Here is a 19,429-nt window from a genome sequence, read left to right as displayed (position 1 = left end):
GCACTCGATGCCTGTTAAGCAAGGACAAATATCAGATCATGTTATTGACACCAAATGTCGGGGTTCAAAATTCTGGACGTAAGTATCTACCGACTCCGACAGAAACTCAGGAAACTCCCTCGCCAAATCAGGAACTTTTGCCCCTGACATCTAAAGTCAACAGTCAGGATTGTCTGGAAATTGGCGGATGTGATGTAACGACACTTGTCCAGCAATTTGGTTCGCCACTTTATATTTTGGACGAAGAAACGCTGCGAACAGCTTGTCGTCAGTATCGGGATGGTTTTAAGCGTCATTATGCCGGGTCTTCGCAGGTGCTGTATGCTTCTAAAGCATGGAGTTGCCTAGCTGTTTGCGCGATCGCTCGTTCGGAAGGATTGGGAATTGATGTAGTATCTGGGTGCGAACTCTACACCGCCCTAAAAGCTGGTGTCAGTCCCGACAAAATTTATTTCCACGGTAACAATAAATCGCTTGAAGAACTGACTCTGGCTGTAGAATCTGCCTGCACCATTGTCGTAGACAACTGGCTAGAATTGAAAACTCTGGCCGGACTGAGAACCAAGCAAGAATCTTTTCCCCAGCCCCCAGTCCCCAGTCCCCAGTCCCCAGTCCCCAGTCCCCAGTCCCCAGTCCCCATCCGCATCATGCTGCGGTTTACTCCTGGGATCGAGTGTCACACTCACGAATATATTCGCACCGGACACCTGGATAGCAAATTTGGCTTCGATCCCAATCAACTAGAAGAAGTATTTGCTTTTATCACTCAGCAGCCAAACCTACACTGTATCGGTTTACACGCTCACATCGGTTCACAAATTTTTGAACTCCAACCCCATGAAGATTTAGCTGGCGTCATAGTGCAGTGGTTTGGGAAGGCTGCCAAGTTAGGTTTGCCAGTCACCGAGTTAAACATTGGCGGGGGCTTAGGAATTCGTTACACCGAATCCGACGATCCCCCCAGTATTGAGGACTGGGTAAAAACCGTCAGCGATGGGATTACCCAAGCGTGCCAAGCTCAACAAATACCTTTACCTAAGTTACTGTGTGAACCAGGGCGATCGCTAATTGGTTCCGCCTGCGTCACAGCTTACACCGTAGGTTCTACAAAAGTGGTTCCAGACATCCGCACCTACGTCTCCGTTGATGGCGGTATGTCTGACAATCCGCGTCCCATCACCTACCAATCAATTTATCGCACGGTAGTTGCCAACCGGATGTCAGAACCCATTACCCAAACAGTCACCCTTGCTGGTAAACATTGCGAATCCGGAGACATTCTCATTAAAGAAGCGACTCTACCTAAAACTGAGCCTGGAGATATCTTGGTAGTCATGGATACAGGTGCCTACAATTACAGCATGGCATCTAATTACAATCGATTGCCTCGTCCGGCAGCAGTTTTAGTAGGTCAGGGAGAAGCCAACCTGATTCTACAGCGGGAAACCTACCAAGATTTAATTCGGCAGGATCGCATACCCGACCGATTAGCTGTTGGGAATTGACTTTTAGGCAGTTTTCGGCTATTTGGGGAAACCTAATTAAACGTTTGCTGGGCTTTTGCCCACCAAATCCCCTGAAAACTATCTCGCTATTTTGGCCTCTCTCCGATTCCGGAGAGAGGCTTGGAAATTAGCCCCGCAGCCCTATTTCGGCAGAGATTGCGGGTGAGGTCTGATTTTAGTTGACTCAAACGAGAAACGCTATATATTCCGAAGCAATACCGGACTGAGTAGAAAACAGCTATGTTTAGTTTAAATATGTTCACCTACTTAATCGTCCAAAAGCGCGTCAGCTAAAATCGAACCGTAGAGCTAAAAAACTCAAGCAAGCAAAGGAAAAAATAAAAAGAGCGATTAGCTTTTAGCTGATTGGCAGGATGTAACCGCAGTTACACTAGATTTAGACTCTGACAAATAACTAAAGTTGAGTAGCTATAATTGCCTTTTGCCTTTTAACCTATCGGTGCAAACTTCAGCAAATCCCATTAAAGTTCAATGAATTCGGGTCCTGGTCAAGACCCTGCCAGAACTTCTGCCTTGGTGCTTCAAAGCCTTGATATTGTATTAGTTCTAGTCCTCACGTATCTGGTACTCCTGTTTATTGGAGAGCGCCGCACGTTGTGGATGGTACGGGGTTTAATTGTCTTAATGTTGGCCTCAGCGGTGAGTAATCGACTGGGGCTAGTGCTTTTGAGTTTTGTGCTGGAAAAGTTGGTAGTTGGCTCGGCTGTGGCGATGGCTGTCATTTTCCAGTCAGAGTTTCGACGCTTTCTGGAACAATTAGGCAGGGGAGAAATTGTGCAGTTGCTGCAACCTTCCCGCCGGGCCGTCCCCAAGGCTGATAGTGTGGTTGATGAAATTGTGGATGCGGTTAAAGAACTGTCTCAAAACCGTACTGGTGCCTTGATGATTCTGGAAACGAGTGGGACGATTGATGAGCGCGATTTTTCCGTTCAGGGTGTCAAGCTGGATGCTGAAGTTTCTAAAGAACTCTTGCAAACCATCTTTCAGACATCTACCCTATTGCACGACGGTGCAGTGTTTATCAGTGGTTCCCGTATTATGGCTGCTGGGGTGATTCTGCCCCTTTCTGAGCGCACGGCATCGCGCCAGCTGGGAACGCGACACCGGGCGGCAATGGGAATTACCGAGCGAGTCGAAAATTGCCTGTGTGTCGTTGTATCTGAAGAAACAGGCTCCATTTCCTTAGCGGAGCGGGGGAGCCTAAATCGTCCCCTCACCAGCAGTAAGCTGAAAGAACTGTTAGAAGCGCGTTTCTCGCCGTCAATCGAGGAGGGAGCCGTCGCCCCAGGTCTACGCAGTTTAGGACGCCAGATTAGCGATAAGGGAAAGGCACTGATTTTGCGCTTACTCCGTCTTGTATCTCCGGCTTCTCGTGACAAGAAATGACTCCAAAACCAACTGTCTTACAAAATCTGCCTGCTGACCTGGATGAAACCCGCCTGCCAAAGCACGTAGCGGTAATTATGGATGGAAATGGGCGCTGGGCAAAGCGTCAGGGTCTACCCCGGATTATGGGTCATCGGCGGGGAGTCGATGCGCTTAAGGAATTGCTGCGCTGCTGTAAGGATTGGGGTATTCCAGCACTGACGGCTTATGCTTTTTCTACGGAAAATTGGGGGCGTCCGCTGGATGAAGTTGATTTTTTGATGACGCTGTTCGATCGGGTCTTGCGGCAAGAGCTGCGGGAGATGGTGCAGGAGAATGTGAAAATCAACTTTATGGGGAATTTGGGGGCATTACCACGAGGCCTTCAAGCTGAGATTGAGCGCTCAATGACCGAAACCCAGCACAATCGCAGCATTCAATTTACGGTGGCAATGAATTATGGCGGTCGTGAGGAAATTTTGCAAGCTTGTCGAGCGATCGCTACCTCTGTGCAGGAAGGTATGCTCCAACCAGATCAAATTGATGAAGCTTTGTTTGAAAAGCATCTCTACACTTCCAATGTGGGCGATCCCGACTTATTAATCCGTACCAGTGGCGAAATGCGCGTCTCGAATTTCCTGCTGTGGCAAATGGCTTATGCGGAACTCTATATTACAGAGACGCTGTGGCCTGATTTTGACCGGACAGAGTTTCATCGGGCGTTGTGTGTCTATCAACAACGCGATCGCCGTTTTGGGAAGGTTTGAAGGGTCAAGCTGCTAAGTTTCAAGTTTCTCGGAGCTTGTTAACTTGCCAATTTTCAACTTTCCAACCTGGAGAAAAGCAAACTCTTTAAGGCCCAGAAAAAACGGCGTTTTCTACATCTTGGCGAGTGAGGGAGTATTTGAAAGAGCGCAGGATATCGCGCCCACCCTCACCCGCTTGCAGATAACGCACGGTTAGCTCTTCCACATCCAGTAACAATTCGGCTTTCCACGAAGGTCGAGCAATGTGCCAACAGTGTAGGTCTGCACGGTCTTGTTGACATCCTAGTCCTTGAAGCCACTGCTCTATCTCAGGGAGGGGATGGTTGTATAGGGGGGTATCAGCAGCGGGAAGAGTCATATGGATACTTGGATTTGGGATTTGGAATTTGGGATTTGTGGAGTCACCAGAAGGGATGCCATATATCCAGGTATAGGCTGTTGATTAATGGTTATCTGCTGCAACACTTGCGGTGGAATTTTCTGCCCGGAAACTTGGAAAGCCGTGTCTCCTCGTGTTAAACCAATAGCGATCGCTAACAGCAGGCATCCCAAGAATGTTACACCCAAGATGAACAAAGCAAAAATTTCCCCGGCAGATAGGGGGCGGTCAGTGGGATCGAGATACGCTGATGAGGAATAAGTTGGTTTGGGCTGTGACACTGGACGGTTTAAGTTTCCCGGAGCCTGAATCACGCTGATGCGGGAATAGCCAATTCTCATGTCGTAAGCCAGTCGCCGTTCTGGGTGGCTGAGGGTGGCGTAGGCTTCGTTGATCTGCTGGAACTTAGCTGTCGCCGTTTTTGCTGGCAAGTCTGTTGTATCGGGATGGTAGCGCTTGCTGAGTTCCCGATAAGCCCGGCGAATTTCGATTGCTGATGCTGAAGGATGCAGCCCCAGCAGGACGTAATGACTGGTTGCCAAGTTTGTTTGATATGGCATCCTTCGAGTTTCATTGTTCGCAGTTGCCCTGTTATGAGTCACCGCAGCTCCACTCTGCCTGGTTACGAATGGTTTTCAATTATTCTAAGACACCTGGGCCTCGACTGCCCTCAGCATGAAGTAAAGAGTTAGGGGAGTGGGGATGTGATCGCATTCCTTACAACTTTCTACAAAATCATCTGTACCACCCGCATTGTTGGCATCGCCATTGCAGTGCATTTTTATTAATATTCTTGGGCAGTTGCAGCAATTTTTCGTGAAGTTCTGCGTAGTATGTATTGCGTAAACTAGGTTCAAGGTATACCCTGCTGGTCTCTGGGTCAATGGCAATTAATTTAAGGTCAAAGAGTGTATGTAAATCTGCCCGAAGTATCAACCCATTTGAGGGATCATTTGTTTGAGTGCCATTGTATGGCTTGATGTGGGCAGCTTCCAAAGCTTGCTCTGCATCACAGCCAGTAATTGCACAGCGATAGTTGTAAGCTTTTAGTAAACTTTTACGAAATTCAGCTTGCCCGCGCCGTCTCACAATAGATGTTAAGGTTCGCTCTTTGGCATCTTCGATACTTTGTGGAGTGAAGTATTTTTCAGTATTTAGTTGATTTTGTGCAGTAGTAATGTTCTCAATTTCTGAGGTATAGTTATAGTTATTTTTTTGTAATATTTTGTTTTTGGATTCATTTTCTGTTGAAACACCTCCCTCTACAATTTGTTTAATAACAGGTAAAGCCTCATTTCTTAACTGTGATTTAGCAGCTAAATCCTTATCTTTAACCGGATCTGAACTGGCTTTCTTAAGTTTATTACACCGTATTGATTCATCTACATTCGGTGATTTTCTACTTAATGACGATGGATTTTTGTTACGATTACTTATATTTGCTCCGTCAAGATTAGCACCTTTAGCCCCATTCAAGTTAGCTCCCCTAAGATTTGCGCCTGAAAGCTTAGCAGCTTCTAGGTTAGCCCCATTCAAGTTAGCTCCCCTGAGATTTGCACCTGAAAGATTAGCAGCTTCTAGGTTAGCCTCATGCAAGTTAGCTCCTTTGAGATTTGCGCCTGAAAGATTTGCTCCATTTAGGTTAGTCCCATTCAAGTTAGCTCCTTTAAGATTTGCACCTGAAAGATTTGCCCCGTTTAGGTTAGCCCCATTCAAGTTAACCCCTTCGAGATTTGCGCCTGAAAGATTCGCCCCGTTTAGGTTAGCTCCACGCACTTTAACTCCTTCGAGATTTGCTCCCTGAAGCTTTGCGTTGCTTATTATCGCTCCCTCCAAATTTGTCTTGCTCAGATTTGCTTCCTGTAAATCTGCACCCCTGAAATCTACACTTCGTAGATCTGTTTTGGAGAGGTCTGCACCCCTCAGATATATCCCTCTAAAATTTCTTGTTCCATTAGCGTAATTGTCAAGAAGGGCCTTTCTTTTGGAATTTTCCACCATAGCATAATTTTTAGTGGTTTACGATTTTATAATATAGTCAAAATATTAGTAATTTCAATAATTGGAAAAATGATTATTTATGATTAAATTTTGTTGCTCTCTTCTGGCTCTTTTTATAAACGACTCCGGAAATGGCTGCTAACAGCAACCAGCCCAAAGTATTTACTCGTAAATCAAAGAGGGTTACATCTACAGTGTTAAATAAAGTGCAGCAACCAAAAGCAACTAAATAACTAAAAATAATTAATTGATTTTGTGGGGAAGCGGTGAAGTGCATCTTTGCTAATAACAGGATACCTTGAGACATTACCCAACCGACTAATCCAAAAAATAAAATTGTTGCTGGGATGCCAGTTTCAGCAGTTAGCATTAATAGCAAACTGTGGGGATGTCCCAGCCAAATTTGCATTTTTGCCTCATAGAGAGGCGTAAAATTTCGTAACCCCCAACCAGTCCAGGGACGTTGCTGCGTCATCGACCAAGCAAACTTCCATTGGGTTGTTCGTAACAACGCTATTGGTCGGTCTGGATAGCGCTGGTCGGTGAGTCGCTCCCAAAAGTAAGTTGGGACAATGATTCGCAGCCATTCTCGCACAGGTGAAGGGCCAAAAGCTGCCCAGAGGACGGTAGTAGCCACACCTGCGACTAGGGCAATTAGCCAACGCCAACCCTGATAGAGAGCAAAGGCGAGACAGCTGACGATGACAATTGCCCAAGCGTTGCGAGAGTTGGTTAAGATGAGAGCGATCGCATTCCCAATTACCGCCACACTCAAAAACACCCAGCGCAGCCAATAAGAATCCCTTTTTTTACCCTCGTTAAGAGTCTCTGACTGGGAATGCACGTTTTGCAGGCTCTGTCTCCCCCAATTCCTAAGAAAGCTAAAGGATAGGTGAGGCGGCCTAACGGAACTTACTTCGGCTCCCGCTCCCCTCTGGGCTTGAGGAGAGGGGCTGGGGGTGAGGTGCTTTTGCCTTTTGGTTTCTTCAATCCACAGTCCCAGCGACAGAATGAAAACAATTTGCAAATACGCCGCAAGGATATTGGCATACATAAACACCGAAGCCATCCGTCCGGGGGGATTGCCTTTGGGTTCAAGCGCCCAACCCACGATACCTTGCAACTGCGCTGGAGTTGCCCAACCCAAAAATATCTGCCCGAAGCCTAGAATAACTACTGGTACTGAAGGAATAACCAGAATCCAAGCTAGTCGCCGCAACTGATTCGGTGTTTGGATCAGTTGACTGTAAGCAGCAAACAAGAGGAAAAAGGGGAATAAATTAGCTAATCCCAGAAAAGCTTCAGCGCGATTAAAGGCAAAAGCAGCTGAAATAATTAAGATGACGCTCAAAAGAGCAAATCCCCAGTTAAGGGGGCGGCGGATAATTGTGCGATACTTTTGCTTCCAGGTGCCTACCAATGCTAAGAATATTCCCAAGGCACCCAGAATCGGAATGAAGGGAAAAATTAGTAACCCCAGCTGGGCATAGTTCCAAGATGCCTGCAAGCTGGGGTCAGCATGTTGGGAAGAAGGCAAAAGAATTTTCCTCATTTCTTTTTGCTTTTTCTTTTACTACCCCCTTTTTTAAGGAGGTTGGCAAAGTGGTTTCATTTACTAAAAGAAAATGTTTTAACGTTGATTTTGGTTGGCGGTAGGGGCATGGCAATGCCCCTACAAAAGGTCGCAAATTTCGATATTTTCTAAGGGTTGTATGAAACCACCCGGATTTCTTAAGGATGGTAGGGCGATCGCACGAGTATCTTTTTAAGCCATTTCCCAGCACTCTGAGCGAGTGAGGCGAATTTGTGCTAGGGCAAAGATGATCGGGATAATGCGACCATAGTTAGTAGCGATCGCTCTCCAGCCTAAATCGGCAAAAAACCATCCCCACATCACAGGCCCCACCAAGGCAAATACACTCCGCATGGCACCATAGCGGGCAGCACTCATCGCCATACCTCGCTTAGCTGTTTGCAGCGCCATATAATTCTGAAACTGTACCGCCGCCACCGCACCGCCTTGAATAACTGTTTCTTTGGCAACTTGATAGCTGGCAAACTGAATCGCAAACTGACGGGCGACTTGTTGCAGCAATATCGGCTGCACAATGGAACTGACAGCCAAAGCGCTACCGCCTTTGACCAGTAAACCTACAGGATCGTGCTGCAAACTTACTGGCAAAGGGTCAGAAAGTTCAGAATTTGCCAGACTTCCCTGGATTTTTACAGTCATTGCTTTTTGTTCTTGTCGTGGCAGTTGTTTCCACACCCGTCCCATCAGGTTGAGAAACACTTCTGCCTCTAAATCTGTAGTCGAAAGTTCTGCGGAGTAGGGGATTTTCAGGTAACGACAAACCTGAATCAAAGCTTGGCGATACGTCACTTCGCCAGTGCGTCCCCGCAATACCGTCACTCCATCTGCTGCTAAAAAGCGAAATCTATCTTCAATAGCATCCAACCAACTTTCGCGATCTTGACTTTGGATGTCTATTGGTTCAGGTGTCTGAACATAATCTAAGGGATTAAATTTACGACGGAACAAGATGTCCGTCAAATGCTCTAATTCTTCTTCTGTAGCTAACTCCAGCGCGGCTCTCAGCTCGTCCAACTTGCAATCCTCCCAGACCCCAGATGCGGTGCTGTCCCTTATTCTACTCATATATACCTTAAGGCTGTGGGTGACAAGCTATGTTTGATGTAGCTGTAATTGGTGCTGGAATGGCGGGACTTACCTGTGCGAACCAGTTGCACCAAGCTGGATATAAAGTAGTTGTGGTTGACAAATCTCGTGGTGTTGGGGGACGGGTAGCGACGCGCCGATTGCAGGGTACTTGTGCGGATCATGGGACGTGCTATTTAAAACCACAAGGTGAGTTGTTGCAGAAGTTTGTCAGGGTTTTATGCGATCGCAATATTCTTCAAGTTTGGACGGATACTGTTTACGAATTAGATACTGCATCGCCGTCTCAGCTAGTAGAAGCAAAGCGATATCCTCGTTATGTGGCACCTGCTGGAATGACTGCGCTCGCTAAGTTTTTAGCTGCTAATCTAGAGATGCGATTGAGTCAACGAGTGCAGGCGCTTAGTCTCACAGGGGAAAAAACTTGGAATCTTACTTTTGAGGACACAGCCGAAGAATTAACAGCAAAAGCTGTGGTTGTAGCAATTCCAGCGCCTCAAGCTTTGATGTTATTGGAATCTTTAACCCAAACTATATCATCAGCATTTCTGGAGATTTTGCGCTCTGTGGAGTTTTACCCCAGCCTTAGCGTGATGGCTGGTTATTCCAAGGAATTTCCTCTACCAACTTGGAAAGCTTGTAACATTTCAAATGACTCTGATTTAGCCTGGATTGGTTTAGACAGCAGCAAACGCCAAAATTCAGAAATGCCGATTTTTGTTCTGCAAAGCAGTGCTGAGTTTGCCCAACGTTATTTAGATGCCCAAGATTTAAGTTCAGCTGCACAGCAGATGTTATCCCGTGCTGCACAGTTGCTAATTCCTGGGCTGGATTCCCCTGAATGGTTGCAAATTCACCGCTGGCGCTATGCTTTCCCCAGTAATCCTTTGAATCTTGATTGCCTTGATGCTGAGACACCGTTGCCCTTAGTTTGTTGTGGCGATTGGTGCGGCGGAAACTTGGTGGAAGGGGCAATGAATTCTGGGGCGGCTGCTGCTGTCAGGATAAATCAACAGATGGAGATGCGAAGTCTTCCAGGGGAAAGTTTCTTGGATGCTCTCTAGCAACAATCCTTTAGTGATGGGTAAGGAGTTAATTGAAAACTATGGAAGATTCTATCCAAGTAGTGGATTACGATGCTAATTGGTCTATCCAATTTGAGCAGGAAAAGTCCCAGATTCTCAACGCCCTCGGTGATGCTGTCTTGGATATTCAACACATTGGCAGTACCTCAGTACCAGGATTGGCGGCTAAACCGATTATCGATATTCTTGTAGGCGTGGAGAAGTTACCACCAAGCCCCACCTACATCAAAGCTTTGGAAACACTCGGCTATGTCTACCAAGGTGAGGCGGGTATTCCAGGGCGGCACTTCTTTCGTAAAGGAATGCCCCGCACTCACCACCTTCATCTAGTGAAGCTGGGAAATGAAGTTTGGGAAAACCAACTTCTATTCCGCGATTTTCTCCAGCACCACCCAGACAAGGCGAAGCAATACGAAGCTTTGAAACGCAAGCTGGCTGTTCAATTCCGGCTAGATCGAGAGGGCTACGTCCAGGCAAAGGCACCTTTGATTGAGCAGATGCTCTCGGATGCTAGGGCTTGGAGCAAGCAGTGTGAAGCAAGCGGGTGAATCAAGTTTTTCAGCCGTCCAATTCTAGTGCTGAGACAATCACATCCAGTAATGAACCTCACGCCACGCCTGAAGAAAGCCGATTGGTGCAACTTCTTGATGGCGCGATCGCAGTCTCCCCTTTTGTAAACTTTTATTGAAAAATGTAAAGTTTTGTTATATATTTATTACAGGAGAGAAAGATTCGTAAACCAGAGGCTTCTGGTTTGACACTTTTGGCGAATCTAAAAATACATCCATGACGTATACGATCGAGACAGCTCAAGGCATTTTCCCTACCACCCAGGTAGCTAATGCTGTTCCAGCTACCACGCAAGCCTTCGATAAGCTCAGCGTTGACGATCAACTGGCATTACTTTGGTTTGCCTACACCGAAATGGGTGTTTCAATTACTCGCGCCGCTACAGGAGCCGCCCGCATGATATTAGCGGAAGGTTTACTAGCCCAAATTAAGCAGATGCCTGCTGCTGCCCAAACGCAAGTCATGAACGATCTTGCTAACCGTGCTGACACTCCTATCAGCCGCTCCTATTCTTCTTTCAGCGTCAACACCAAACTAGGTTTTTGGTATGAATTAGGAGAGTTGATGGCACAGGGTATTGTCGCTCCCATCCCCCCTGGCTATCAAATGACTCCTGAAGCCGCAGCAGTGCTAGAAACCATTAAGAAACTCGATCCGGGTCAGCAAATCACAGTTTTGCGTAATACCGTTGTCAACATGGGATTTGATCCTGCTCTTAACGATTACGCAAAGCCCGAAGATCCCCTGATGACACCAACCGAGCTAGCTTCTCGTGCTAAGGTCAAAATTGAGGGCATCACTGAGCCTACGGTGCTGAATTATATTCAGAACATGAACGCATTTGACTTTCAGGCTGCTGTGGGTTTATTTGCTGAAAACGGAGCATTGCAACCGCCATTCCAGAAGCCGATTGTCGGTCATGAGGCAATTTCTGCATATATGCGTGAAGAATGCCAGGGACTCAGAATGCTGCCACAGAAAGGCGTATCTGAGCGCATAGAAGATGGCTATACGCAGCATAAAGTCACAGGCACAGTAGAAACACCTTGGTTCGGTGCTAGCGTTGGGATGAACATTGCGTGGCGCTTCTTACTAGATCCCCAAGGCAAAATTTTCTTCGTAGCAGTTGACTTGCTGGCATCTCCCAAAGAACTGCTGAATCTGACTCGTGGGTAGAATGCTAAGTCGCTTTGAGACATAGTTAGGTTGGTTGGGTTAAGGTTGAGAAACCAACAAGTCTTGTGGAGTAGGGTGAATGCGATCGCATTCACCCTTCTCTGTAATTTTGGTTTATTAATGTAATCCAAAAATTATTGCTCCTCAAGTAATTGGGAAGCTAATTTTATGGCTTCTGCTGGGGTGGATATTTTGCCTTCGGCGCGTGCCAATCCCAGCGATGTGAGGACTTTACCAACTTGTGGCCCAGCTTTTAAGTTAAAAGTTTGTATTAGCTGTGTACCCGTGACGAGTGGTGTAGGATGGGCAACTTGGTCATCAGGGGTGAGGTAGCGTTCGATCAGGGGTGCCAACTCTTCTACAGGTGTCCCAGATGCCACAGCTAACACTACCAAAGCCGGAAAGACTTGCCCAACTCCCCGAAAGAAAAAATACTTTTCTGGCAAAGACATCTGAGATGATTGCAATTGGGGTAGGTATTTAATTGCAGTGGTGAGGGCGCGAATTTCTGCGCGACTGTATTTTAAATTTAATAATTCAGCTTCGGCTTGTTCAGGGATGGGTGACAGTAGAGTTGCCAGTTTTGCAATTCCCAACCAAGAGGTTTTTAAGGTATCGCCCACTGGTTTGGAGAGTAAGTTTCCTAACTCAGCCCAAGTTTGGGCTAGTACAACAGCTGAAGGTTCAATGGCTGTCAAGATTGTAGAGACGACTGATCCGCCCAACTCCCTTTGAAGGCTAGGAGATCCCCCCAACTCCTCTTGAAGGCTAGGAGATCCCCCCAACCCCCCTTCAAAAGGGGGGCTAGGAGATCCCCCCAACTCCTCTTCAAAAGAGGGGCTAAAGGCACTCTTACTCTTAAACCAAGTTTGAAGTAAACCATCCTCAATAGCGGCGATAATCCAGGGTGTGCCGTCAGGGGTGTTGAGGAGATAAGCTAACTCTGCTTGCACCCGTTCTGCTGACACTTGCCCCAGCAAGGGCGCTAGTTGCCGAATTACGGTTAGGGTTTCCGGTTCAATGATAAAACCCAGCTGGGCGGCTTGGCGGTAGGCTCTTAATAGCCGTAAAGGGTCATCTTGCAGATTTTTCGGGGAAACCATCCGGATGATGCCTTGTTGCAAATCTGCATAGCCGTTGAGGGGATCGATGAGTTCGCCTGTGTGGGGATTGTAAGCGATCGCATTCATCGTATAATCCCGCCGCCGCAAATCTGTCTCCAAATTTGCTCCTTCAGCTTGAGCAAAATCAGCAGTTGCTTGGTCAAATACTACTCTGGCAATCTGTCTAGAGGCATCCAGCAGCACAAAACCCGCCTTGTAGCAACTGGCAATTTTTCGCGCTGTCTTTACCGCATCTGTGAGTAGGACAAAATCCAAATCTAGGTACTCGCGGCGACGTTCCAGCAAGGCATCCCGCACGGCACCACCTACCATATAAGCAGGATTAGCCAGCAATTCCAGGCTAAAAGGCCATGTTTCGGGAGATAAGGCAGAGGAATTAGTCATTAGTCACCTTAAGGGTTGAAAAGTGGGAAAGTTGAAACGATTAAGGTTCTAACAACTTTCCTACATTCAAACTTTCCAACTTTCCCACGCCAAAGCGCAACCAACAAAAAACTGATGCAACAAAAATCAACCCTGAAGGTAATTAATATCAAGTGTTGTCTGCGCTAGATTAACAGAAAAGCCTTCGGAGGCTGCACCATGTGTATTTGTATTAACTGCCATTACGTAGATCGCTGCACCACCTACAATGCCGTAGAAACGCAGCATCAGGTGCCTCACCTGACTGAAACACCTGATTTTGAGGCTACTGAACCCACAATTAACGTCAATATCCGTTCAATGGACGATTATATTGAAATGGAATGGGATGTTGTGGGTTGTCTCAGCTTTAAACAGGAAACTGGCAAATGGGCGAAGTTGCGTCCTGGTGAGCTAGTGCCAACCTGAAATAAGCTGATCACAGCACAGCGGCTCTTTAACGCCGAATCGCGCCTAGCTGTTGACGCGGCTTTGTCAAAAATTGCCTGTCCTCTACAGAACCCGGCATAACTGCTGGGTTCTTGATTTTCAGTAATTTCGCCCAGATCAAGAGCAGGCGATCGCACTGTTTTATAAAGTTGCGTTGAACTTGGTGAATGTTTTCAGTGAAAATTCTGTGATCTGTATTCTATATTACATAACTAATTAAAATAATCTTTAGATTTATACCCAATCCACCCGAATTTACGGAAATGCTTTAGGTGAAATAACGGACGATTTATACCGTGATTCGCTGTAGTTTGGAACTAAGAGCTAAACTTCAGCGAATTATTAAAGTAATATGCGCTCTGACATAATCGTAAAAACTATTGAGAACCTGGCACAAGACCCGTGTAACTGCCAGATGGACTGGGATCACTCAGATTCAGACAACGAGTATGGAGAAGCGCTTGATACTAAAGTGTTGCAAAAATGGCGAGAGTCATTAGGCGAAAGCGCTTTAGAATTTATGATGGGTATAGTTGATATTTTTGTCGAGGAGGCTCCCAAAAAGCTGCGAGCGATCGCGATCGCTGTAGCAAAAGGAGATATGGCAGCATTAGAGCATCAAGCTAACAGCTTCAAGTCAAGCAGTGCTGCTCTTGGTGCAACCAAACTCTCAAAGCTTTGCCAGTATCTAGAATCAAACGGTCGCGGTGGCAGCAGACCAGACGATTTGGGCATAGCAATCCAGCTTTATGTTGAGTATGCCAGATGTAAAAGCGCTTTGTATAGAGAATTACAAAAATTTCAGGCGGAAAGCAACGCCTATAGGGATAAGTCGTTTTTTTGATTGACACTTATCCCCAAATCGCGTCAATATGAGTTAATAGATGAAGCTTTATTAAGTTACCTTAAATGTCCTTCGATTTTGTATCGCTGGAAAACGTCCAAGAAATTGCTCACCAATACGGTTATTGGGCAGTTTTTTTGGGAATTTTGATTGAAAACCTGGGAATCCCCCTACCCGGTGAAACGATTACTCTAGCTGGGGGGTTTTTGGCAGGTAGTAAAGAACTGAATTACTGGTTTGTGCTAGGTAGCGCGATCGCTGGTGCAGTCGTAGGCGGTACCTGTGGCTACTGGATTGGCAGATATGGCGGCTGGCCTTTACTGGTGAGTGTAGGGCGAATCTTCCGCATCCGGGAAGAGAAACTCGCCGAATTTAAAAATCAGTTTAGCGAAAACGCCGGGAAAACCGTATTTCTCGGTCGTTTCTTAGCGCTGCTACGGATTGTTGCCAGTCCCCTAGCTGGAGTTGCCGAAATGCCCTTTCTCAAATTCATGATGTATAACATTGCTGGGGCAACGGCTTGGGCATCGGTGATGGTAACTTTATCATTTTTCGCAGGGCGAATCATTCCCCTAGAAAAATTAGTTTTGTGGGTAGCACAATTTGGCATAGTAGCTTTGCTCGCGGTAATTGCCTGGATTGTCGTCCCCCTCTGGTTAGAGGCACGCGAAGCTAAACGCGAAATTGAAAAAAGTTAAAATATCCTCGTTCCCAGTCTCAGACTGGGAACGCATTCAAAAAGCTCTAGCTTTAGTGATTCCTTACTTTCAGTTTAAAGTCCTTCCTTAAGGAACTTCGGCACGAGCCGATAGATAGTTCCAGTACGAGACCGGAAGAGACTTTAATCCGCTTTCTGCGACCAAACGCGAGTAGGCAATCCCCAAACGTAGATAAAGCCTTCAGCTGCCTTGTGGTCAAACTGATCTTCAGCGCCGTAGGTAGCTAAGTCATGGCTGTAGAGAGAATTGTCGGAGTTGCGTCCCACAATCATCGCGTTGCCTTTAAAGAGTTTAACCCGCACTGTTCCTGTCACTCGCTCTTGTGTTTGTTGAATGAAGGCATCCAGAGCGGCTTTTAGCGGACTATACCACAGACCGTTATAGACTAACTGGCTGTAAGTTTCTTCAATGCCTCGCTTGTAGCGGGTGACATCTGCGGTCAGAGTCAAGCTTTCTAAGTCGCGGTGCGCGTGGATTAATACCAGCATTGCGGGAGATTCGTAAACTTCCCGCGATTTGATACCCACAAGGCGGTTTTCGATCATGTCGATGCGTCCGACACCGTGGTTTCCAGCTAGCTCGTTGAGTTTAGTAATCAGAGCCACTGGCGAGAGGTTTTCGCCGTTAAGGGTGGTAGGTAAGCCTTTCTCGAAACCGATCTCAACATATTCTGGCTCGTTGGGTGTATCCGCGATCGCTTTGGTGAGCGCAAAAACTTCTTCCGGCGGTTCCGTCCACGGATCTTCCAGAGGGCCAGCCTCAATTGCCAAGCCTAGCAAATTGCGGTCAAGGCTGTAAGGCGAAGACTTTTTCACTGGCGATGGAATCCCGAAGCGTTCGCCGTAGGCAATTGTTTCCTCGCGGCTCATGCCCCATTCCCTGGCTGGTGCTAAGATTTTGAGGTGGGGATTAAGTGCGCCAATCGACACATCAAAGCGCACCTGATCGTTACCTTTGCCAGTGCAACCGTGCGCGATCGCATCTGCACCGTATTTTTCAGCAGCTTCTACTAATATTTTCGCAATCAACGGACGAGCCAAAGCAGTCGCTAAGGGATAGCGATTTTCGTAAAGTGCATTCGCCTGAATCGCCGGAAATCCATAATCTTTGACGAATCTCTCGACTACATCAATTACTAGCGATTCACTCGCACCCGATTTTAAGGCTTTTTCCCGGATTGGATCTAGTTCATCTCCCTGTCCTAGATCCGCCGCCAGGGTAATCACTTCTTGTACTCCCCACTCCTCTTTAAGGTATGGGATACAGACGGAGGTATCGACTCCACCTGAATATGCCAGCACCACTTTAGTAGCACGACCCATTTATCTCTCAATCCCGCAAAACAACGAGTTCTTATTATGCAACTAATCTTTGTCCATTCTTGTCAGTAATATCACAGATTCATATTCAATTATGGGCTTACCTCTTCTTTGAGGGATACTGTAAACAGTTGTATTCCAGGGGAAACGGTGTTTTTTAGCGTTGTCATTCCAACTTACAATCGCAAACCTATTTTGGAAAAGTGCTTGAGAGCGCTAGAATCTCAGCAGTTGGGTGCTTATAGTCGAGTTACAGGCTACGAAGTTGTGCTGGTGGATGATGGTTCGACGGATGGGACGCTGGAGTGGCTAGAATCGCACGCTGCTGAGTTTCCTCATGTGCGATCGCACTCGCAAGACCACAAAGGGCCAGCCGCCGCCCGTAATCTGGGAGTAGAACAGGCTCAAGGTGACACTATCATTTTTATTGATAGCGATTTGGTTGTCACTGAACATTTTCTCGCCTCACACGCTAATGCTTTGGTGCAGGGACAGCAGAAGTTAGGAAGCGATCGCGTCTTTACCTATGGTTGGGTGATCAATACCAACAACTTTGAGAACCCGACTTCTGAACCTTACAAAATCACGGATTTTTCAGCCGCTTACTTTGCTACCGGAAATGTAGCGATCGCAAAGCATTGGTTGGAACAAGCTGGACTTTTCGACACCCGCTTTCAACTCTACGGCTGGGAAGATTTAGAACTAGGTGTTAGGCTCAAACAACTAGGGTTAAAACTGATTAAATGCCCCGAAGCTGTCGGTTATCACTGGCATCCACCCTTTGCCTTAGAACAAATTCAGGGCATGATTGGCAGAGAAATTGAACGGGGACGCATGGGAGTTTTGTTTTATCAAAAACACCCTTCTTGGGATGTGCGAATGATGATTCAAATGACTCTGCTGCACCGCATCCTCTGGGGATTACTTTCTCTTGGTGGTAGGCTTAACGAGCAGACAATGGCACCCTTTTTACAATGGTTAATTGACCGAGGTAATCCCCAATTAGCTTTAGAAATTGCCCGAATTTTCCTTAACTGGTATAACGTTCAGGGAGTTTATGCTGCTTACGCCGAGATGCAGCATAAAGCTTAAATCATCAAATCTGGTTGGTGCATTGAGTCCGCGCAGGCGGACTTAGTTTGTATAGCCGCGATTTCTAATCGCCAGGTGTTTTTACTGGGATGCAATCCAATTTTTCCCAAATAAGAATTAATCTTACAAATTCCCAATTATTTCTTGATAATATTGCTCTTGCTGATTGGGAAGAAAAGCTGTAGCTTGCAAAGTCTTATTTTTAATTCTCCAGGCTTTGGTTATCTGAATCTTACTCAAGAAATCAATGTCATGGGAAATAACGCAAATTGCCCCCTGAAACTCCGATAACGCTTCGACAATCTGAGCAACTGTTTCTAAATCCAGATTGTTCGTCGGTTCATCCAAAACCAGTAAATCAATTGATGAAATACTTATCATAGCTAATGCTAGTCTCGCTAACTCACCTCCACTTAATAAGTTAGCCTTTTTATTGACTTCATCATTAAAAAACAGAAAATGTCCTAATTGTTGCCGTAAAAGTTGATAGGCAAGACTTGAATTAGCTTTTCGCATATTTTCTAAAACTGTCATTTCCCTATCTACTAACTCATAATTCTGGTCGAGATATACGACTTGCATATCTTTTGAAACTAAAATTTCGCCCGCCTCAAGAAAAAGTTGGGAACTTTGATTTTTAATCCCCAGAATTGCTTTCACCAAACTTGACTTTCCCGAACCATTAGCTCCGGAAACAGTAACCCGCTCTCCCGATGAAATATGAAGCTGTATATTTTTGAGGAGAAGTTGGTTTCCAATTTTGAGTTTCGCACCTTGAATATCAATGAGATTTTTCCCCTTTTTACTACTTCCTTCTTCCAAAGTTACCAGAGTAACCTTATTTGTCTTAATTTTAGAAGCTTCAAATTTTTGCATTGCTTTAGCTACGGTTGCTTCATGTTTTTTTGAAGCGTTTCCAGCAGCAGCGGATGCTAACTCAGAAAAAAAACCTCTTTCTGCCCTTCCCATACTTCTATCGTGAGCTTGTAAGCGTCCTTCTTTTCTTGAGCGTGCAGCACGTTTTTGCTCCTCTAAGGCTGCATCTTTGACACGCAGCAGCTCTTTTTTTGCTACTTCATGTGTCCTCAATGCCACCTGTATTTCTGTCTCTTTTTGTGCTTTATAGGCAGAATAGTTACCGCCGTAAATCTTGATTCCTGATTGAGCTAATTCCCAGATTGTATTCACAACTTGGTCTAAGAAAAAAGGTTTGTGAGAAACTATTACGAAAGCTCCAGTAAAGTCGGTTAAGAAATTCTTCAAAGTCTCTAAAGCTAGAAAATCCATGTGATTAGTGGGTTCATCTAGCAATAAGACATTTGGCTGTTTAGATAAACCAATCGCCAGAAACAGTTTAGTTATTTCTCCACCGCTTAAACTCCCAATCGGTAAAGACATATCAATTGAGGTGCCTAGTGTTGCCTCTAATATATCTCCAACTTCCCACCATTCATCGGATAATGAACTGAGAAAGTTGAGAACAGTATTTTTTTTAACTTCCTGTCTTATTGTACTAATTTGCGGTAAGTAATAAACAGCGCGACTAATCACCGAACCAGAGCTGGCTTGGATTTCACCAGCCAATATTTTTAAAAATGTTGACTTGCCTACCCCATTAGTACCAACCAGAGCAATGCGAGCGCCTTTAGAAATTCCAACTTTAATCTCCTTGAATAAAGTTCTACCTGAAGCAAATTCGTAGCTAATATTCTCAGCTACTAAAAGTGATTTTACGTCCATAGTAAAAGCTCCTAATTTTAATGTTTATTGGTAATGCTATACCTCATACCCCCTTTTTTAAGGGGGTGAGATATTTAGGGAGCATCCCGGTTTTGTAAAACTACTATCAAGAGAGGATAATAGGTAGAGCGTCAACAGAAGTGTGAACTGCATTCGTAGGAGGAGCGGCTATGACCCCTGAACAAAAGGA

At 45.9% G+C, this 19,429-nt stretch carries 19 protein-coding genes; 11 read left to right on the top strand and 8 right to left on the bottom strand.

Annotation, left to right across the window (positions count from 1 at the left end; genetic code table 11):
* Positions 1–38 precede the first annotated feature (38 nt).
* The 3 genes from lysA to H6F63_RS09940 all read left to right on the top strand — a co-directional run bounded on the left by lysA (position 39) and on the right by H6F63_RS09940 (position 3,658).
* Positions 39–1,505, top strand: coding sequence for a diaminopimelate decarboxylase (gene lysA / locus H6F63_RS09950; protein WP_190636950.1), 1,467 nt, complete (start codon positions 39–41; stop codon positions 1,503–1,505).
* Positions 1,506–1,997: 492 nt separating this feature from the next.
* The gene (cdaA, locus tag H6F63_RS09945; protein ID WP_190636948.1) at positions 1,998–2,912 is read left to right on the top strand and encodes a diadenylate cyclase CdaA; all 915 of its coding nucleotides are present in this window, start codon (positions 1,998–2,000) and stop codon (positions 2,910–2,912) included.
* Positions 2,909–3,658 carry an isoprenyl transferase gene (locus tag H6F63_RS09940; RefSeq protein WP_190636946.1) on the top strand — a complete coding sequence of 250 codons (750 nt, stop codon included), beginning with the start codon at positions 2,909–2,911 and terminating at the stop codon, positions 3,656–3,658. Before cdaA ends, H6F63_RS09940 begins: the two co-directional genes overlap by 4 nt.
* Before the next feature lie 85 nt (positions 3,659–3,743).
* Here the strand turns inward: H6F63_RS09940 and H6F63_RS09935 are convergent, their stop codons facing one another.
* The 5 genes from H6F63_RS09935 to H6F63_RS09915 all read right to left on the bottom strand — a co-directional run bounded on the left by H6F63_RS09935 (position 3,744) and on the right by H6F63_RS09915 (position 8,646).
* Entirely contained in the window at positions 3,744–4,016 is a 273-nt protein-coding gene (locus H6F63_RS09935) for a DUF3143 domain-containing protein (RefSeq protein WP_190418703.1), read from the bottom strand.
* Positions 4,013–4,597, bottom strand: coding sequence for a J domain-containing protein (locus H6F63_RS09930; protein ID WP_190636944.1), 585 nt, complete (start codon positions 4,595–4,597; stop codon positions 4,013–4,015). The genes H6F63_RS09935 and H6F63_RS09930 overlap by 4 nt, the downstream gene beginning before the upstream one ends.
* 175 nt (positions 4,598–4,772) lie before the next feature.
* A complete protein-coding gene (locus tag H6F63_RS09925) occupies positions 4,773–6,038 on the bottom strand; it encodes a pentapeptide repeat-containing protein (RefSeq protein ID WP_190636942.1) in 1,266 nt (421 codons plus the stop codon).
* Positions 6,039–6,111: 73 nt separating this feature from the next.
* Positions 6,112–7,590, bottom strand: coding sequence for an O-antigen ligase family protein (locus H6F63_RS09920; protein WP_190636940.1), 1,479 nt, complete (start codon positions 7,588–7,590; stop codon positions 6,112–6,114).
* 213 nt (positions 7,591–7,803) lie between these two features.
* A complete protein-coding gene (locus H6F63_RS09915; protein ID WP_190636978.1) occupies positions 7,804–8,646 on the bottom strand; it encodes a YaaW family protein in 843 nt (280 codons plus the stop codon).
* A gap of 80 nt (positions 8,647–8,726) precedes the next feature.
* Here H6F63_RS09915 and H6F63_RS09910 point away from each other — a divergent pair, with 80 nt between their 5' ends.
* The 4 genes from H6F63_RS09910 (at position 8,727) to H6F63_RS09895 (ending at position 11,549) form a co-directional block, all read left to right on the top strand.
* Entirely contained in the window at positions 8,727–9,782 is a 1,056-nt protein-coding gene (locus tag H6F63_RS09910) for an FAD-dependent oxidoreductase (RefSeq protein ID WP_190636937.1), read from the top strand.
* A gap of 41 nt (positions 9,783–9,823) precedes the next feature.
* The gene (locus H6F63_RS09905; protein WP_190636935.1) at positions 9,824–10,351 is read left to right on the top strand and encodes a GrpB family protein; all 528 of its coding nucleotides are present in this window, start codon (positions 9,824–9,826) and stop codon (positions 10,349–10,351) included.
* Positions 10,348–10,491, top strand: a complete 144-nt coding sequence (locus H6F63_RS09900; RefSeq protein ID WP_190636933.1) for a hypothetical protein — start codon at positions 10,348–10,350, stop codon at positions 10,489–10,491. Before H6F63_RS09905 ends, H6F63_RS09900 begins: the two co-directional genes overlap by 4 nt.
* Before the next feature lie 98 nt (positions 10,492–10,589).
* Positions 10,590–11,549, top strand: a complete 960-nt coding sequence (locus H6F63_RS09895; protein WP_190636930.1) for an orange carotenoid protein N-terminal domain-containing protein — start codon at positions 10,590–10,592, stop codon at positions 11,547–11,549.
* Between the two features lie 134 nt (positions 11,550–11,683).
* On the opposite strand, the gene H6F63_RS09890 is transcribed toward H6F63_RS09895, so the two are convergent.
* Positions 11,684–13,057: a CCA tRNA nucleotidyltransferase gene (locus H6F63_RS09890; RefSeq protein WP_190636928.1), complete on the bottom strand. Its 1,374-nt coding sequence runs from the start codon at positions 13,055–13,057 to the stop codon at positions 11,684–11,686.
* A gap of 198 nt (positions 13,058–13,255) precedes the next feature.
* Between H6F63_RS09890 and H6F63_RS09885 the strand changes: the two genes are divergently transcribed.
* From H6F63_RS09885 to H6F63_RS09875, 3 genes are all read left to right on the top strand, one after another.
* Entirely contained in the window at positions 13,256–13,504 is a 249-nt protein-coding gene (locus tag H6F63_RS09885; protein WP_190435128.1) for a Ycf34 family protein, read from the top strand.
* Between the two features lie 373 nt (positions 13,505–13,877).
* Positions 13,878–14,369 (top strand): Hpt domain-containing protein, encoded by a 492-nt coding sequence (locus H6F63_RS09880; protein ID WP_190636927.1) that lies wholly within the window; start codon positions 13,878–13,880, stop codon positions 14,367–14,369.
* A gap of 65 nt (positions 14,370–14,434) precedes the next feature.
* Positions 14,435–15,067: a DedA family protein gene (locus tag H6F63_RS09875; protein ID WP_190418722.1), complete on the top strand. Its 633-nt coding sequence runs from the start codon at positions 14,435–14,437 to the stop codon at positions 15,065–15,067.
* A gap of 143 nt (positions 15,068–15,210) precedes the next feature.
* On the opposite strand, the gene H6F63_RS09870 is transcribed toward H6F63_RS09875, so the two are convergent.
* Positions 15,211–16,410: an argininosuccinate synthase gene (locus tag H6F63_RS09870; protein WP_190636925.1), complete on the bottom strand. Its 1,200-nt coding sequence runs from the start codon at positions 16,408–16,410 to the stop codon at positions 15,211–15,213.
* A gap of 147 nt (positions 16,411–16,557) precedes the next feature.
* Here H6F63_RS09870 and H6F63_RS09865 point away from each other — a divergent pair, with 147 nt between their 5' ends.
* Positions 16,558–17,499: a glycosyltransferase gene (locus H6F63_RS09865; protein WP_190636923.1), complete on the top strand. Its 942-nt coding sequence runs from the start codon at positions 16,558–16,560 to the stop codon at positions 17,497–17,499.
* 123 nt (positions 17,500–17,622) lie between these two features.
* Here the strand turns inward: H6F63_RS09865 and abc-f are convergent, their stop codons facing one another.
* Entirely contained in the window at positions 17,623–19,239 is a 1,617-nt protein-coding gene (gene abc-f / locus H6F63_RS09860) for a ribosomal protection-like ABC-F family protein (RefSeq protein WP_190636921.1), read from the bottom strand.
* Positions 19,240–19,429 lie beyond the last annotated feature (190 nt).

This window comes from Trichocoleus sp. FACHB-40 (assembly GCF_014695915.1).
In the GTDB taxonomy this organism is placed as follows: domain Bacteria; phylum Cyanobacteriota; class Cyanobacteriia; order Cyanobacteriales; family FACHB-T130; genus Funiculus; species Funiculus sociatus.
The sequence above is the reverse complement of the archived record's forward strand: the minus strand, read 5'-3'. Positions and strand labels throughout refer to the sequence as shown.

Coding starts and splice junctions, on each gene's coding strand:
- H6F63_RS09880 (WP_190636927.1), top strand. CDS start 13,878: ATGCGCTCTGACATAATCGTAAAAACTATTGAGAACCTGGCACAAGAC.
- H6F63_RS09885 (WP_190435128.1), top strand. CDS start 13,256: ATGTGTATTTGTATTAACTGCCATTACGTAGATCGCTGCACCACCTAC.
- H6F63_RS09940 (WP_190636946.1), top strand. CDS start 2,909: ATGACTCCAAAACCAACTGTCTTACAAAATCTGCCTGCTGACCTGGAT.
- H6F63_RS09930 (WP_190636944.1), bottom strand. CDS start 4,597: ATGCCATATCAAACAAACTTGGCAACCAGTCATTACGTCCTGCTGGGG.
- H6F63_RS09895 (WP_190636930.1), top strand. CDS start 10,590: ATGACGTATACGATCGAGACAGCTCAAGGCATTTTCCCTACCACCCAG.
- H6F63_RS09890 (WP_190636928.1), bottom strand. CDS start 13,057: ATGACTAATTCCTCTGCCTTATCTCCCGAAACATGGCCTTTTAGCCTG.
- abc-f (WP_190636921.1), bottom strand. CDS start 19,239: ATGGACGTAAAATCACTTTTAGTAGCTGAGAATATTAGCTACGAATTT.
- cdaA (WP_190636948.1), top strand. CDS start 1,998: ATGAATTCGGGTCCTGGTCAAGACCCTGCCAGAACTTCTGCCTTGGTG.
- H6F63_RS09920 (WP_190636940.1), bottom strand. CDS start 7,590: ATGAGGAAAATTCTTTTGCCTTCTTCCCAACATGCTGACCCCAGCTTG.
- H6F63_RS09905 (WP_190636935.1), top strand. CDS start 9,824: ATGGAAGATTCTATCCAAGTAGTGGATTACGATGCTAATTGGTCTATC.
- H6F63_RS09910 (WP_190636937.1), top strand. CDS start 8,727: ATGTTTGATGTAGCTGTAATTGGTGCTGGAATGGCGGGACTTACCTGT.
- lysA (WP_190636950.1), top strand. CDS start 39: ATGTTATTGACACCAAATGTCGGGGTTCAAAATTCTGGACGTAAGTAT.
- H6F63_RS09925 (WP_190636942.1), bottom strand. CDS start 6,038: ATGGTGGAAAATTCCAAAAGAAAGGCCCTTCTTGACAATTACGCTAAT.
- H6F63_RS09870 (WP_190636925.1), bottom strand. CDS start 16,410: ATGGGTCGTGCTACTAAAGTGGTGCTGGCATATTCAGGTGGAGTCGAT.
- H6F63_RS09875 (WP_190418722.1), top strand. CDS start 14,435: ATGTCCTTCGATTTTGTATCGCTGGAAAACGTCCAAGAAATTGCTCAC.
- H6F63_RS09935 (WP_190418703.1), bottom strand. CDS start 4,016: ATGACTCTTCCCGCTGCTGATACCCCCCTATACAACCATCCCCTCCCT.